Genomic DNA, 14,642 nt, shown 5'->3' on the forward strand with positions numbered 1-14,642 from the left:
AGGCTATCCGGTCAGGATTTGCCAAGGCAGGGCGCATGCTCTGTCTCAGTCATTCCGGCAGGGGCGAACCGATCGTGACCACGACCTATACGAGCTACAAGCTGATAACGGCCGACTTGACGAAGTCGCTGGCCCGCGTTGCCGAGCAGCCGGATGTGGCGCGCGAGACGGAATACTACCTGTCGAAGATCGGTGACGTGAAAACGATCGACGATTTCTTTGCCGATACCAGGCTCTACAACTACGCCATGAAGGCCCACGGTCTCGAAGACATGGCCTATGCCAAAGCTTTCATGCGCAAGGTGCTGACCGAAGGCATCGACAATGACGACGCCTTCGCCAACAAGCTGACGGACAACCGCTACAAGCAGCTCGTCGAGTCGCTGAACTTTGCCGCCCATGGTGCCGCCGCCACATCCTTCGACCGCGCGCAGAAGGGCGTCGCCGACAAATATGCCCGCCAGACGCTGGAGCAGAATGCCGGCGAGGAGAATGCCGGCGTACGGCTCGCCCTCTATTTTGCGCGCATGGCGCCGACGATCAGCAGTGGTTATGCCATCATCGCCGACGAGGCGCTGGCCCAGGTGGTGCGCACCGCCCTGCAATTGCCCGACGAATTCGCCGCGACCGATGTCGATCGGCAGGCCGAGGCCTATGAGGAGGCGATCGATTTCAAGGATTTCCAGAACCCGGGCAAGGTGACCGAGTTTCTCGACCGGTTCACGGCGCTCTGGGAAACCAAAAATTCAACGGACGGTTATGATCCGCTCGCAGTCTTCGGTTCGTCGAGCGGCTACGGCATCTCTTCCGATCTTCTCCTGTCCATCAACAGCCTGAAACTCGGGGGACGCTGAACGTGCAGACCGGTCTTTACGTCGCGATTTCGTCGCAGATGGCGCTCGAAAAGCGCCTCAACACGCTCGCCGACAACATCGCGAATGCCAGCACCGTCGGCTTCCGTGGTACCGAGGTGAAGTTCAACCAGATGCTCGGTGATACGAAGCCGACCAAGGTTGCCTATGTCAGCAAGGGCGAGGAATTCCTGAACACCAGCAACGGCTCGCTGACGCGGACCGGCTCGGCCCTCGACTTCGCCGTCAAGGGCGACGCCTGGTTTCAGATCGAGACGCCGGCCGGCCCGGCACTCACGCGCGACGGGCGCTTCACGCTGACCGACGCCGGTGAACTCGTGACGATCCGCGGCTATCCGGTGCTCGATGCCGGCGGCGCGCCGATCCAGCTCAACGGCAATAGCGGGGAAATCACGGTCGGTGCCGATGGTGCGCTTCACCAGAACGGCGTCGCGGTCGCCTCGCTCGGCCTCTACCAGGCCGATTTCAGCAAAGGCTTCGTGCGTCTCGACAACAGCGCCGTACAGCCGACGATGCAGCCGGAGCCGGTGGTCGACCGCTTCGATGTCGGCGTGATGCAGGGCTTCGTCGAGGAGTCCAACGTCAATGCCGTCCAGGAAATGTCGCAGCTGATCATGGTCACGCGCGCCTTCGACAACATCACCGCCCTGTTGCGTGACAGCGAAGGATCGCTCGAGGAAGCGGTCAAGACGCTCGGCGGCAGTCGCTAAATTCTGACGGGTATCGGCATGCAACGCGAACGCCTGAAGACAAGCGCGGGATCGACCTCTCTGGCAGCACTTGCCGGCCTCGTCGAGCGCTATGCAAAGCCCGAATTCTCGATCGCTCCCGGCGGTCACGTGCAGACGATCTCGCCCGGGCATTACACGGTGACCGGCCTGTCGCGGCATGTGCGGCTCGGTGATTTTGTCGCCCACAAGAGCGTAACCGGAACCCATCTCGGCGAAGTGGTGCGGGTCGAGCCCGAGCGGGTGGTCGTCTGCCCGATCGAGCCGGGTGATCCCATCGGCATCCACGACACCGTGATCCGCAAGGGGGCTTTCCGCGTCGCGCCGACCGATCAATGGTGCGGCCGCACCATCAATGCGCTCGGCGAGCCGATCGACGGTCTCGGGCCGTTGATGCAAGGCGACGTGCGCCGTTCGATCTCCAACACCGCACCGCCGTCGATGAGCCGCAAGCGGGTCGAAAAGGGCTTTCTCACCGGCGTCAGGGCAATCGATATCTTTTCGCCCCTCTGCCTCGGCCAGCGTCTCGGCATCTTCGCCGGTTCCGGCGTCGGCAAGTCGACGCTGCTCTCCATGCTGGCGCGCGCAGACGCCTTCGACAAGGTGGTAATCGCGCTGGTCGGCGAGCGCGGCCGCGAAGTGCGCGAATTCATCGAGGACACGCTCGGCGACAATCTCGCAAAGTCGGTTGCGGTGGTGGCGACCAGCGACGAAAGCCCGATGCTGCGCAAGATGGCGCCGCTGACCGCCGTCACAATCGCCGAGCATTACCGCGACAATGGCGACAACGTGCTGCTGATCGTCGACAGCGTGACGCGTTTCGCACATGCGATCCGCGAAGTGGCGACGGCTTCCGGCGAGCCCCCGATCGCCCGCGGCTACCCGGCCTCCGTCTTCACCGAACTGCCGCGCCTGCTGGAGCGTGCCGGCCCCGGTACCGAAGGCACGGGCACGATCACGGCGATCATCTCCATCCTCGTCGACGGCGACAACCACAACGACCCGGTCGCCGACTCGACGCGTGGCATTCTCGACGGTCACATCGTTCTCGAACGCAGCCTTGCGGAAGAGGGGCGTTATCCGCCGATCAATCCGCTCGCCTCGATCTCGCGTCTGGCGCGCAAGGCCTGGACGCCGGATCAGGAAAAGCTGGTGGCGCGTCTGAAGGCGCTGATCCACCGCTTCGAGGAAACCCGCGATCTTCGCCTGATCGGCGGTTACCGCCCCGGTGGCGATCCCGACCTCGACATGGCGATCAAGCAGGTGCCGGTCATCTATGAGGTGCTGACGCAGACCGCCGGTGAGCGCCCGGCGCAGGACGCCTTTGCCGATCTTGCGAATGCATTGAAGGCGGCGGCGATGGGCAATCAACCGGGCGCGAGGGCGAGGTGATGGCTTTGACCGATTACGATGCGGATGAAAAGGTGCATCAGCGCAAGCGAAGCAGCCGCATGCCGATGACCGACAAGTTCCTGGCCGCGACCGGCGTCGCGCTTGCCGCTTTTGCGACCTTCTTTCCCTGGTACGCCTTCTTCCACCAGGACAAGTTCACCATGCCGCCGCTCTGGCAGGGTTCCACCCGCGATCTGCCGGAGCGCGCCGCCCGCAATGTCGTCTCGGTCTCGCCGCTGGCGATGCCCGATGCCGACGGCGAGACGCTTGCCGCGATCGACCAGCTGACGACGGCGACGGTGCCTGGCATCGGCGCTGGTCTGGGTCCCGAGGGGACCGCGGCGGAAGAGGGGCTGGCGCAGCCCTTTCCCGGCAAGTCGGGTTTCAAGCTGATGCATGTCGCCAATGGCCGGGCACTGATCGAGGACGCGAGCGGCATGTACATCGTGCGCATCGGCTCGGTCCTGCCCGACAACACGCGGCTTGCCACGCTCGAGCAGCGTGACGGCCATTGGGTGATGATCACCTCGTCAGGCGAAGTCTACCAGGCCGACTGATCTAGCAGCACATCGCCTAAGATGATGGTCGCGTATCTTTTCGGATGCGCGGCTTGCTGCCGTTCGACCGTGGGATGCAAACGTCCCGATCGCAGCCGCTTCCGACGAAAGTCCCACGCAAGATTACCGGCCTAGGTTCGCATCACCAAGCATGGAGCTTCTGATGCAAATTCAGCTTTTCGAACTCGCGTCCCGGCAGGCCCAATGGCTGACCGTTCGCCAGAACGTGGTGGCCGGCAACATCGCCAATGCGAACACGCCGCACTACAAGGCGAAGGACGTCAAGCCGTTCGAAAGCGTGCTGCAGGATACCGGCATGCAGATGGCCGCGACCCACAAGGCGCATTTCACCGAAGGCCTCGAAGCCTCGCAGGTGGCCGAAGTCGGCATGGTCGACGGTGTGCAGATCCAGCAATCCGGCAACAGCGTCGCGATCGAGCAGGAAATGATGAAGACCGGCGAGATCAAGCGCGACTACGAGCTCAGCGCCGGGCTTGTGAAGGCGTTTCACCGCATGATGCTGATGACGGTACGGAAATAAGAACCATGGATCCATTGACCTCGGCCCTCAAGGTATCGGCCTCCGGCCTCCAGGCGGAATCGACCCGTCTGCGTATCGTCTCCGAAAACATCGCCAATGCCCGCTCGACCGGCGACACGCCGGGTTCGGAACCCTACCGTCGCAAGACCATCAGCTTCGCTGCCGAAGTGGATCGCGCAAGCGGCGCCTCGCTGGTCGAGATCGAACGGCAGGGCACGGATGATTCGGATTTCAACATCGAGTTCGATCCGGGCAATCCGGCCGCCGACGACAAGGGCATGGTCAAGATGCCGAACGTGAACATCCTGGTCGAGATGGCCGACATGCGCGAAGCCAACCGCGCCTATGAGGCCAACCTCCAGACCATCAAGCAGTCCCGTGATCTGATTTCACAGACAATCGACCTGTTGAGAGCCTCGCAATAATGATCGATGCAGTCAAATCCCTCGGCGCGTTCTCGGTTACCAAAGAGACCGACGGCACCCGTTCCACATCTTCCTCTTCGTCGATCTTCAGCATGCCGACGGCCACGCCGGGCGTGCCGCAGGGGCAAAGCTTCGCCTCGGTCCTCGGGGACATGGCGACCGATACCATCAACGCGATGAAAAAGGCCGAGGGCGCATCGCTCGACGGCATTCGCGGTCAGGCAAACACCCGTGACGTTGTCGATGCTGTCATGAATGCCGAGCAGTCGCTCCAGACAGCAATCGCCATCCGCGACAAGGTGGTCACCGCCTACCTCGAAATCGCGCGCATGCAGATCTGAAGGAACGAGACATGAAGGCCCTTTCCATTGCCGCCACCGGCATGAACGCCCAGCAGCTGAACCTCGAGGTAATCGCGAACAACATCGCGAACATCAACACGACCGGTTACAAGCGTGCGCGCGCCGAATTCTCCGATCTGCTTTATCAGACCGAGCGCGCCCAGGGCGTGCCGAACCGCTCCAACCAGGCAATCGTTCCGGAAGGCGCGATCATCGGTCTCGGCGTCCAGACGGCGGCCGTTCGCAACCTGCATATCCAGGGCAGCCTGGTGAATACCGGCAACGATTATGACCTGGCGCTGATGGGTCGCGGCTGGTTCCAGGTCGAGACGCCGGATGGCGAAACGGTTTACACGCGCTCGGGCGCGTTCAACAAGAATGCCCAGGGCCAACTCGTGACCATCGACGGCTACACGGTCGTTCCCGGCATCACGGTTCCGCAGGACGCGACGGAAATCGCCTTCACCAGCTCCGGCCAGGTGATGGTGCGTATCGGCAACGATCCCGCAATGCAGGAAATCGGTCAGCTGACGATCGCCAACTTCGTCAACGAGGCCGGCCTCGAGCCGCAGGGCGACAACCTCTTCAAGGAGACCCCGGCTTCCGGCGACGCGATCGTCGGCACGCCGGCCGACCCGGGCTTCGCCCAGATCAAGCAGAAATACCTCGAAGCGTCCAACGTCGATCCGGTGAAGGAAATTACCGACCTGATCTCGGCGCAGCGCGCCTACGAGATGAACTCCAAGATCATTCAGGCGGCCGATGAAATGGCGGCCACGGTGAGCAAGAACCTCAGGTAACGAAAGAGGGGGCAAACATGATGTTTCGCCGATCCGCAGACATCAAGGTTTCGAAAGACGGCAGCGCATCGATGGCGCTTCGTCTGGCGGCTGGCGCCTTGCTTGCCGCCGCTTTCCTGTTGCCTTCGGTGAGCCTCGCCGAACGGCTGACTGCAGTGATCCCGACGCGGACCATCTATCCGGGCGAAACGCTCGACCGCAGCCGTGTCGAAGTTGTCGACGTGACCAACCCCGATCTCGCGGACGGCTACATCAGGACCCTCAGCGAAATCGAGGGCAAGGTCACCAAGCGCACGCTCCTGCCGGGCCGGGTGATCCTCGCAAACGCGCTGCGTGAACAATATGCCGTCGAACGTGGTTCCACTGTGCGCCTCGTCTTCAGCAATGGCGGCCTGACGATCAGTGCTGCCGGATCGCCGCTCCAGGATGCCGCCGTCGGCGAACTGATCCGGGCGCGCAACATCGATACCGGCGTCATCGTTTCCGGAACGGTGATGGCCGACGGCACTGTCCATGTGGTGGCGAAATGAAAATGCTTGCCTGCAAATGGTTCCTGACGCTGGCCGTCGCGATCTCGACGGCGCTGACGCCGGCTTTCGGCGCGTCCAGGATCAAGGACGTCGCCTCGCTCCAGGCCGGGCGCGACAACCAGCTCATCGGCTACGGTCTTGTCGTCGGCCTCCAGGGGACCGGTGACACCCTGCGAGCCTCGCCGTTCACCGACCAGTCGATCCGCGCGATGCTGCAGAACCTCGGCATCTCCACCCAGGGCGGCGATTCCCGCACGCGCAACGTTGCCGCGGTTCTGGTGACGGCGACGCTGCCGCCCTTCGCCAGCCCCGGCAGCCGCGTCGACGTGACGGTGGGCTCGCTCGGCGATTCCACCTCGCTTCGCGGCGGTACCCTGGTGATGACCTCGCTGTCCGGCGCGGACGGTCAGATTTACGCGGTCGCACAAGGCTCCGTCGTCGTAACGGGCTTCTCCGCGCAGGGTGATGCGGCAACCCTCAACCAGGGTGTGACGACGGCCGGGCGCGTGCCCAACGGCGCGATCATCGAGCGCGAGCTGCCGTCCAAATTCAAGGACGGGTTCAACCTCGTCCTGCAACTGCGCAATCCGGACTTCTCGACGGCTGTCGGCATGGCGGCGGCGATCAACAAATATGCCGCCCAGCGATATGGCGGCCGCATTGCCGAGGCGCGTGATTCCCAGGCCGTGCTCGTCGAAAAGCCGAAGATGGCGGACCTCGCCCGGCTGATGGCCGATATCGAAAACATCGTGATCGAGACGGACGTCCCGGCCCGGGTCGTCATCAACGAACGCACCGGCACGATCGTGATCGGCCAGGACGTTCGCATCAATGAGGTGGCGGTGAGCTACGGCACCCTGACCGTCGAGGTCAGCGAGACGCCGACCGTGGTTCAGCCGCTGCCATTCTCGCGCGGACGGACGGAGGTGGAGCCGAACACCACCATCAACGCGCAGTCCGACGGCGGCACGGTGGCGATCCTCAACGGATCGAGCCTCCGCTCCCTCGTCGCCGGTCTCAACAACATCGGTGTCAAGCCGGACGGCATCATCGCCATCCTGCAAAGCATCAAAACGGCCGGGGCCCTTCAGGCGGAGCTAGTGCTGCAATGACGGCAAACATGAACCCAACCCTCGGCAAGGTCCGCAACCTGTTGCTCGCCGGCGCAGCCGCAGCCTCGATGCTGACGATGCCCGGCGCCTTCGCCCAGGACGTCACGGCGCCTCCGCCGGCGGACGCGACGCAGAATGAGATTCAGCAGTTCTGCACCAACATTGCCGATGCCGCCCGCGACCAGCGCTACGTTCTGCAGCGCAAGGATCTCGAAACCCTGCAGGCAAGCATCGACGAACGCATCGCGACGCTGGAGAAGCGGCGCGACGAATACGAGGACTGGCTGAAACGCCGCAATGATTTCCTGAAACAGGCCCAGCTCGGCCTTGTCGACATCTACAAGACGATGAAGCCGGATGCGGCTGCCGGCAAGCTGGAAATGGTCAATCCGGAGATTGCCGCGGCGATCGTCATGCAACTGCCGGCACGGCAGTCGTCGCTGATCCTCAGCGAAATGACGGACGAAAAGGCGGCAACCCTTACCAACATCATCTCGAGCGCCAGCGATCCGAACACCTCGAAGGAACCATCATGAAAATGCGTCTAACGGCCGTGCTGACGGCGGGTCTCCTTGCCGGGTGTCAGAACCAGGCGCTCAACGAGATCGGTCGGGCGCCTTCGATGAGCCCGATCGGCAGCGGCCTGCAATACTCACAGACCCCGCAGCTCGCCATGTATCCGAAGCAGCCGCGCCAGGTGGTGAACGGCTACTCGCTGTGGAACGACCAGCAGGCGGCCCTGTTCAAGGACGCGCGCGCCATCAATGTCGGCGACATCCTCACGGTCGATATCAAGATCAACGAAGGGGCCACCTTCGACAACAAGACCGACCGCAGCCGCAAGAACAGCAGCGGCTTTAACGTCGGTGCAAACGGCAAGTCGGAGGCCAGCGATTTTGGCTGGGAGGGCGAGCTGAAGTATGGCTCGAATACGAAGACCGAGGGCGACGGCACGACCGAGCGTTCGGAAAAGCTGAGGGTGCTCGTCGCAGCAGTCGTTACCGGGGTTCTCGAAAACGGCAACCTCTTGATCAGCGGTTCGCAGGAGGTCCGCGTCAACCACGAACTGCGTATCCTCAACGTCGCCGGTATCGTCCGGCCGCGGGATGTCGATGCCGACAACGTCATTTCCTACGACCGCATCGCCGAGGCGCGCATCTCCTATGGTGGCCGCGGTCGCCTGACCGAGGTGCAGCAGCCGCCCTACGGCCAGCAGTTCATGGATCTATTTTCGCCGATCTGATCGGCAGGGAACGGCAAGATGGAAGAATTCGATTCCGCCAGCGCTCCGAAGCCGTCGTCGAAGGTGATGACCATCGCAATCGTTGCCGTGCTGACGCTCGTCGCCGGCGGCGGCGGTTGGCTGGTCGGCGGCCTGCTCGCACCGCCTCCGTCGAAGGCAGAGGTCGAGGCGACCAGGGAACCGGTCGCCAACGCCACCGGCGAAGAGGGGCTGCCGAAAGTTGCGACCGAAGCGAACGGCGTCGTCCAACTCGAACCGATCACCACCAACCTTGCCTATCCCTCGGAAAACTGGGTACGGCTCGAGGTGGCGCTGCAGTTCGACGGCGTGCCCGATCCCAAGCTGGCGGAGCAGATCCACCAGGATATCGCCGCCTATCTGAAGACGGTTTCCCTGCAGCAGATCCAGGGGCCGCGCGGCTTTCAATATCTCAGGGATGACATCCAGGAGCGGGTTGACCTGCGCTCCGATGGGCGCGTAACCAGTGTGATGTTCAGAACCTTCGTCATCCAATGATTCGGTAAATGGTCCGGCTTGTCGCCTTCATAGTCGCCATGACGGCGATGTCCGGTATTGCCGGCGCCCAGAGTTTTCCCTCTGATATCCTGAATACGCCGATCGACGGGTCGGCCGCCTCGTGGATCATCCGCACCTTCGGTCTTCTGACCGTTCTGTCGGTGGCCCCGGGCATCCTGATCATGGTCACCAGCTTTCCGCGCTTCGTGATCGCGTTCGCAATCCTGCGCACCGGCATGGGTCTCGCGAGCACGCCGTCCAACATGATCATGGTTTCGCTGGCACTGTTCATGACCTTCTATGTCATGGGTCCGACCTTCGATCGCGCATGGCGCGACGGCATCGACCCGCTGATGAAGAACCAGATCACCGAGACCGAGGCGATCCCCCGGATCACCGAACCCTTCCGCGAGTTCATGCTGGCCAACACCCGCGACAAGGACCTGCAACTCTTCATCGATATCGCCAAGGAAAAGGGCCAGACGGTCGTCGTCGACGACAAGGTCGACCTCAGGGCGGTCGTGCCGGCCTTCATGATCTCGGAAATCCGTCGCGGCTTCGAAATCGGCTTCCTGATCATGCTGCCGTTCCTGGTGATCGACCTGATCGTTGCCACCATCACCATGGCCATGGGCATGATGATGCTGCCGCCAACGGCGATTTCTTTGCCCTTCAAGATCCTGTTCTTCGTGCTGATCGACGGATGGAACCTGCTCGTCGGCAGCCTGGTGCGCTCCTTCAGCTAGGTAACGCACCCGTCATCGACCGTTCGCCGCGCCTCGAAAAGGCGCAAACAAAAAGGCAGCGCCTTGGCACTGCCTTCTCGTCCGGATTGAGTGTCGGACTGCTCAGCGCTCGAACGAACCAGTCCGCGCCGGCAGTGCCGGAACATCGATATGAGCGGGCGCCAGACCTTTCCTTGCCCGGTCGGCCATCATTTCGTAGCCCTGTTCCAGGTGGCGGCAGAAGCGTTCGGCATCGAACAGCGGCATGCGGAACCGGTTTTTCTCGAGTGTCTTGCGGTAGTCGGCGATCTTGCCGCGGTTGTTGTAGAGCGCGACCGCCTCGCGAACATAGTCTTCCGGTCCCGCGGCGACGAGTTCCGGCACGCCGATGGCGTTGAGCAGGCTCTCGCTCACGCGCGAGGCGAAGTTTGTGCCTTTGAAGGTCAAGACCGGAAGGCCGGCCCAGAGCTGCTCTGACGTCGTCGTGTGGCCGTTGTAGGGATAAGTGTCAAGGCCGATGTCAGCGACAGGGATGCGGCTGATATGGTCCTGATAGCCGACCTTGGGGCATACGATGATGCGCTTGGGGTCGATGCCGGCGCTCTTGAACTTTGCGATGATGTTCGCGCGCGCGTCCGGGCGGCTGCACATCAGCCACAGCACGCTGTCCGGTGTCTGTCGAAGGATCTCGATCCAAAGGTTGATCGTCTGCAACGAGATCTTGCGGTTGGCGTTGAACGAGGCGAAGACGAACGCTTCTTCGGGAAGGCCGAGCTGGCGACGCGACATCGGCTGCGGAAGCGGGCGGTTGATCGGATCGTTCGGCTGGTAAGTGTCAGGGAGCCTGCAGTATTTCTCGTAGTAATGCGGTTCGCTGCCGTCCGGCAGCACGTGTGGGTCGCCGATGATATAGTCGAGGTCGACGTTGACCGTCGTCCCGGGAAAGCCGAGCCAGCTCACCTGGACGGGAGCCGTCTGCCGGTTGAAGATGTTCACCCGACTTTCGAGCGTATGTCCCTTCAGGTCGACGAGAATGTCGATGTTCTCGGCTCGGATGACCTCCGCCGCCTGGTCGTCGCTAAGCTCGTTGATGGAAATGATCTTGCCCCACTTTTCGCGGGACCCGTTGTCGCGCACGACGTTGTCGGGCGATGTGTGGCAGAAGAGAGTGATATCGAAACGCGAGCGATCATGTGCCATCAGCACGGCTGCTAGGAGCTTCATGGTCGCGTGGTCGTGCCAGAAGTCGGACGAGATATAGCCGATACGGATGCGCTCGCCCCAGCTGTGCGGCCGGCTCCGCCGCGCCTTCGCCAGTTCCTCCGGAAGGGCGCGCTGCATGGCTCCGGCGATGTAATTGAGCTTTTCGTCGCCGCACCAGGTGACGTGATAGTAGGGCGCTTCTGCGGCGAGAATGTCGTACTGGCCGAGTTTGAGCGACCGCTGGATATCGCGATCATGCCTTTCGACTTCCGCGTAGTCATTGGCTTCGCGGGCATAGACGAGGTAGGCGGAACGCAGCGTCGCGTTCTTGGGATGCGTCTTGAAGAGATTGGCGACTGCCTCGCGGTCCTGCAGGTCGCCGACGTCGGCGGTCAGGAGCTTGAAGGCCAGCGCCTGATGATGACGGTTGCTGCTGGTCGACAGCGGCGCCTTGAACAGGCCGAGTATTTCCTTCTGGTCGCGCTTGAGGAAGATCGAAGCAATGATGAATGCGATCTCCGGATCCGTCTTGGCTTTCTCCAGCAGCGGAAGACCGATGGCCAGTGCTTCGTCCTCGTGCCCGTTGACGAAATAGAGCTTCATTGCCTCGGTCAGATAGTCCTGCGACCGCGAACCGCCGGCCTCTCCGGCGAGCTGGTAGGCGCGCGCGGCCTCGGGCTTGAAGCCGAGTTTCAGAAGCACCTTGGCAAGCAGCACATAGGTCTTCGTATCCCGATTGATGTTCATCAGGATGTTGAGCTGGTCGAGCGCGTCCGTGTACTGGCCTTTCTGGTATTGCCGGGAAGCGGTCGAGAAAATGGCTTGGGCGTTCACTAAGAGCTCCGTCGAATGTGCAATGGCCGGCTCGGGGCGAGACACCCCGATGTCGCAAAGCAGGTCTTACGGGCATCGTAGAGGCGAAACCTTGCCTCAGGCATGAGGCCGCCGGCCCATGGGAAGCCGTCGTTTCTGTCTCGAGGAGAGCCATCGAACAGGTCCTGGCCTCAGCTCGGAAAGCCGACTTAAAGCGTTGTTAAGTATAAACTATCTCTCGTCGACCCGGCTCGGGCATTTAAGGAATTCGCAAGCATTGGACTCGATATTCGGCCTCACATGACGGGTTTGGTTTCTTCCGAGACAGTCGTTGGAACCGAGAGGCATGAAGCCGATCCGCCATCACCGGTAGTGTAAACAGTCCGGTATGTCCCCCAATCGTCTTAAGTAATAAAGGGACACTCTAATGACGAGCATCATGACCAATTCCGCCGCAATGGGCGCTCTTGCTACCCTGCGTTCGATCAACTCGCAGATGGAAACCACCCAGGACCGCATTTCGTCGGGCCTGCGCGTCGGTAGCGCTGCGGACAACGCCGCTTACTGGTCGATCGCAACCACCATGCGTTCGGACAACAAGGCGCTCTCGACCGTTCAGGACGCCCTCGGCCTCGGCGCTGCCAAGACCGACGTTGCCTACACGGCCATGGAAAACTCCAAGGACGTCGTCGACGAGATCAAGAAGAAGCTGGTTGCCGCCAGCGAGCCGGGCGTCGACAAGAGCAAGATCCAGAAGGAAATCAAGGAGCTGCAGAACCAGCTCGTGAGCGTTGCCAAGTCGGCTTCGTTCTCCGGCGAAAACTGGGTCTATAACGACGCCAACAACACCGCTGCCACCAAGTCGATCGTCGGTTCGTTCAACCGCGACAACCAGGGCAACGTCAGCCTCACACAGCTCCAGTTCGACACGAACAAGAGCTCGCTGATCGAAGTCAACGCTTCCGGCTCCTACGTCACGAACGGCACGGGTCTGCTGTCCAGCAACATGGAGTACAAGGACGCAACCGGCTCGACGGTTACGGCTGCCTACAGCGTCCTGACCATGGACATCACCAACATGACGACCGGTGATCTGGCCGGAGCCATCTCGGGCGTTGACGCAACGCTGCTGCAGATGACCGACGCCGCTTCCGACCTCGGTGCGCTCAACAGCCGTGTCGAACTGCAGAAGAACTTCGTTCAGGACCTCTCGGACTCGATCGAGAAGGGCATCGGCAAGCTCGTCGACGCCGACATGAACGAAGAGTCGACCCGCCTGAAGGCGCTGCAGACGCAGCAGCAGCTCGGCATCCAGGCACTGTCGATCGCCAACTCGAACTCGCAGAACATCCTGTCGCTGTTCCGTTAATCAAGGCCAGACGGCGCGGGTTTCGGCCCGCGCCCGACTGCAGAAAATCGAAACCGCGCTTCGCAGGAGGCGCGGTTTTTTGTCGTGCTCTATCGGATGCTGGAACGTTGGGAAAATAATCGCGGCGTCTTAGGCCGGCGTTAACCACAATGGTGTTTGCTGTGTCCATCGAAGCAGCGGGTTAACCAACGATATTAACCGGTTAACAGGCATGAAGCTGACCGCTGCTTCCCGGTAGCTCCCGGAATGTCCCTTTTTCACGAGTATTGCCAACAAGGGGCACTCAGCCAATGACCAGCATCATGACGAACACCGCCGCAATGGCGGCTCTCTCCACTCTGCGTTCGATCAACTCGCAGATGGAAACCACCCAGGACCGCATTTCGTCGGGCCTGCGCGTCGGCAGCGCTGCCGACAACGCCGCTTACTGGTCGATCGCAACCACCATGCGTTCGGACAACAAGGCTCTCGGCACGGTCCAGGACGCCCTCGGCCTCGGCGCTGCCAAGACCGATGTTGCCTACACGGCCATGGAAAACTCCAAGGACGTCGTCGACGAGATCAAGAAGAAGCTGGTTGCCGCCAGCGAGCCGGGCGTCGACAAGAGCAAGATCCAGAAGGAAATCAAGGAGCTGCAGAACCAGCTCATCAGCATTTCCAAGTCGGCTTCCTTCTCCGGCGAAAACTGGGTCTACAACGACGCCAACAACACGGCTGCCACCAAGTCGATCGTCGGTTCGTTCAACCGCGACGCCCAGGGCAACGTCAGCCTGACGACGCTGCAGTTCGACACGAACAAGAGCTCGCTGATCGAAGTCAATGCTTCCGGCTCCTACGTCACGAACGGCACGGGTCTGCTGTCCAGCAACATGGAGTACAAGGACGCAACCGGCTCGACGGTGACGGCTGCCTACAGCGTCCTGACCATGGACATCACCAACATGACGACCGGTGATCTGGCCGGAGCCATCTCGGGCGTTGACGCAACGCTGCTGCAGATGACCGACGCTGCCGCCGACCTCGGTGCGCTCAACAGCCGCGTCGAACTGCAGAAGAACTTCGTTGAGGACCTCTCGGACTCGATCGAGAAGGGCATCGGCAAGCTCGTCGACGCCGACATGAACGAAGAGTCGACCCGGCTGAAGGCGCTGCAGACGCAACAGCAGCTCGGCATCCAGGCGCTCACGATCGCCAACTCGAACTCGCAGAACATCCTGTCGCTGTTCCGCTAAGCGAACGCTAGGCGGCGAGGGTTTCGGCCCGCGCCCGACTGCAGAAAATCGAAACCGCGCTTCGCAAGAGGCGCGGTTTCTTTTTGGTCGAATCCAGCGGCTTCTATCGAAATATCGGCTCCGCTTCAGTTTTTGTTAACCACGATGGTGTTTTCTGTGGCCAACGAAGCAGCGGGTTAATGAACGTTAACAGGCATGAGGCTGACCGCCGCTTCCCGGTAATTCCGGAATGTCCCTTCCATT

17 protein-coding genes are annotated in these 14,642 nt (G+C 61.8%); 16 read left to right on the forward strand and 1 reads right to left on the reverse strand.

Going from position 1 to position 14,642, the window contains the following annotated elements:
- Window positions 1-74: 74 nt before the first annotated feature.
- From QM996_RS01355 to fliP, 14 genes are all read left to right on the forward strand, one after another.
- A complete protein-coding gene (locus tag QM996_RS01355) occupies window positions 75-854 on the forward strand; it encodes a DUF1217 domain-containing protein (RefSeq protein WP_500268968.1) in 780 nt (259 codons plus the stop codon).
- A 2-nt stretch (window positions 855-856) separates the two neighbouring features.
- Window positions 857-1,582 carry a flagellar basal body rod protein FlgF gene (gene flgF / locus QM996_RS01360; protein WP_500268969.1) on the forward strand — a complete coding sequence of 242 codons (726 nt, stop codon included), beginning with the start codon at window positions 857-859 and terminating at the stop codon, window positions 1,580-1,582.
- A gap of 18 nt (window positions 1,583-1,600) precedes the next feature.
- Entirely contained in the window at window positions 1,601-2,992 is a 1,392-nt protein-coding gene (gene fliI / locus QM996_RS01365; RefSeq protein ID WP_500268970.1) for a flagellar protein export ATPase FliI, read from the forward strand.
- Window positions 2,992-3,549, forward strand: coding sequence for a flagellar protein (locus QM996_RS01370; RefSeq protein WP_500268971.1), 558 nt, complete (start codon window positions 2,992-2,994; stop codon window positions 3,547-3,549). Before fliI ends, QM996_RS01370 begins: the two co-directional genes overlap by 1 nt.
- Window positions 3,550-3,709: 160 nt before the next feature.
- Window positions 3,710-4,090: a flagellar basal body rod protein FlgB gene (flgB, locus tag QM996_RS01375; protein WP_429812898.1), complete on the forward strand. Its 381-nt coding sequence runs from the start codon at window positions 3,710-3,712 to the stop codon at window positions 4,088-4,090.
- Window positions 4,091-4,095: 5 nt separating this feature from the next.
- Window positions 4,096-4,515 carry a flagellar basal body rod protein FlgC gene (gene flgC, locus QM996_RS01380; RefSeq protein WP_173515596.1) on the forward strand — a complete coding sequence of 140 codons (420 nt, stop codon included), beginning with the start codon at window positions 4,096-4,098 and terminating at the stop codon, window positions 4,513-4,515.
- The gene (gene fliE, locus QM996_RS01385; RefSeq protein WP_500268972.1) at window positions 4,515-4,856 is read left to right on the forward strand and encodes a flagellar hook-basal body complex protein FliE; all 342 of its coding nucleotides are present in this window, start codon (window positions 4,515-4,517) and stop codon (window positions 4,854-4,856) included. Before flgC ends, fliE begins: the two co-directional genes overlap by 1 nt.
- Before the next feature lie 11 nt (window positions 4,857-4,867).
- A complete protein-coding gene (flgG, locus tag QM996_RS01390; RefSeq protein ID WP_173515598.1) occupies window positions 4,868-5,656 on the forward strand; it encodes a flagellar basal-body rod protein FlgG in 789 nt (262 codons plus the stop codon).
- Between the two features lie 17 nt (window positions 5,657-5,673).
- Window positions 5,674-6,186, forward strand: a complete 513-nt coding sequence (gene flgA / locus QM996_RS01395) for a flagella basal body P-ring formation protein FlgA (protein ID WP_500268973.1) — start codon at window positions 5,674-5,676, stop codon at window positions 6,184-6,186.
- Window positions 6,183-7,298, forward strand: a complete 1,116-nt coding sequence (locus QM996_RS01400) for a flagellar basal body P-ring protein FlgI (protein WP_500268974.1) — start codon at window positions 6,183-6,185, stop codon at window positions 7,296-7,298. The genes flgA and QM996_RS01400 overlap by 4 nt, the downstream gene beginning before the upstream one ends.
- An 8-nt stretch (window positions 7,299-7,306) precedes the next feature.
- Window positions 7,307-7,834, forward strand: coding sequence for a MotE family protein (locus tag QM996_RS01405; protein ID WP_429812540.1), 528 nt, complete (start codon window positions 7,307-7,309; stop codon window positions 7,832-7,834).
- Entirely contained in the window at window positions 7,831-8,541 is a 711-nt protein-coding gene (flgH, locus tag QM996_RS01410) for a flagellar basal body L-ring protein FlgH (RefSeq protein ID WP_173515602.1), read from the forward strand. Before QM996_RS01405 ends, flgH begins: the two co-directional genes overlap by 4 nt.
- Before the next feature lie 18 nt (window positions 8,542-8,559).
- A complete protein-coding gene (locus tag QM996_RS01415) occupies window positions 8,560-9,057 on the forward strand; it encodes a flagellar basal body-associated FliL family protein (RefSeq protein WP_500268975.1) in 498 nt (165 codons plus the stop codon).
- An 8-nt stretch (window positions 9,058-9,065) separates the two neighbouring features.
- Complete coding sequence (fliP, locus tag QM996_RS01420; protein WP_500268976.1) at window positions 9,066-9,803, forward strand: flagellar type III secretion system pore protein FliP; 738 nt, start codon at window positions 9,066-9,068, stop codon at window positions 9,801-9,803.
- 102 nt (window positions 9,804-9,905) lie between these two features.
- On the opposite strand, the gene QM996_RS01425 is transcribed toward fliP, so the two are convergent.
- A complete protein-coding gene (locus QM996_RS01425; RefSeq protein WP_500268977.1) occupies window positions 9,906-11,819 on the reverse strand; it encodes an O-linked N-acetylglucosamine transferase, SPINDLY family protein in 1,914 nt (637 codons plus the stop codon).
- Between the two features lie 406 nt (window positions 11,820-12,225).
- Between QM996_RS01425 and QM996_RS01430 the strand changes: the two genes are divergently transcribed.
- Together QM996_RS01430 and QM996_RS01435 are read left to right on the forward strand one after the other, a co-directional pair.
- The gene (locus tag QM996_RS01430) at window positions 12,226-13,167 is read left to right on the forward strand and encodes a flagellin family protein (RefSeq protein WP_500268978.1); all 942 of its coding nucleotides are present in this window, start codon (window positions 12,226-12,228) and stop codon (window positions 13,165-13,167) included.
- A 290-nt stretch (window positions 13,168-13,457) separates the two neighbouring features.
- The gene (locus QM996_RS01435) at window positions 13,458-14,399 is read left to right on the forward strand and encodes a flagellin family protein (protein ID WP_500268979.1); all 942 of its coding nucleotides are present in this window, start codon (window positions 13,458-13,460) and stop codon (window positions 14,397-14,399) included.
- The last annotated feature ends 243 nt before the right edge of the window (window positions 14,400-14,642 follow it).

It is taken from the genome of Sinorhizobium chiapasense (assembly GCF_045277575.1).
In the GTDB taxonomy this organism is placed as follows: domain Bacteria; phylum Pseudomonadota; class Alphaproteobacteria; order Rhizobiales; family Rhizobiaceae; genus Ensifer; species Ensifer chiapasense_A.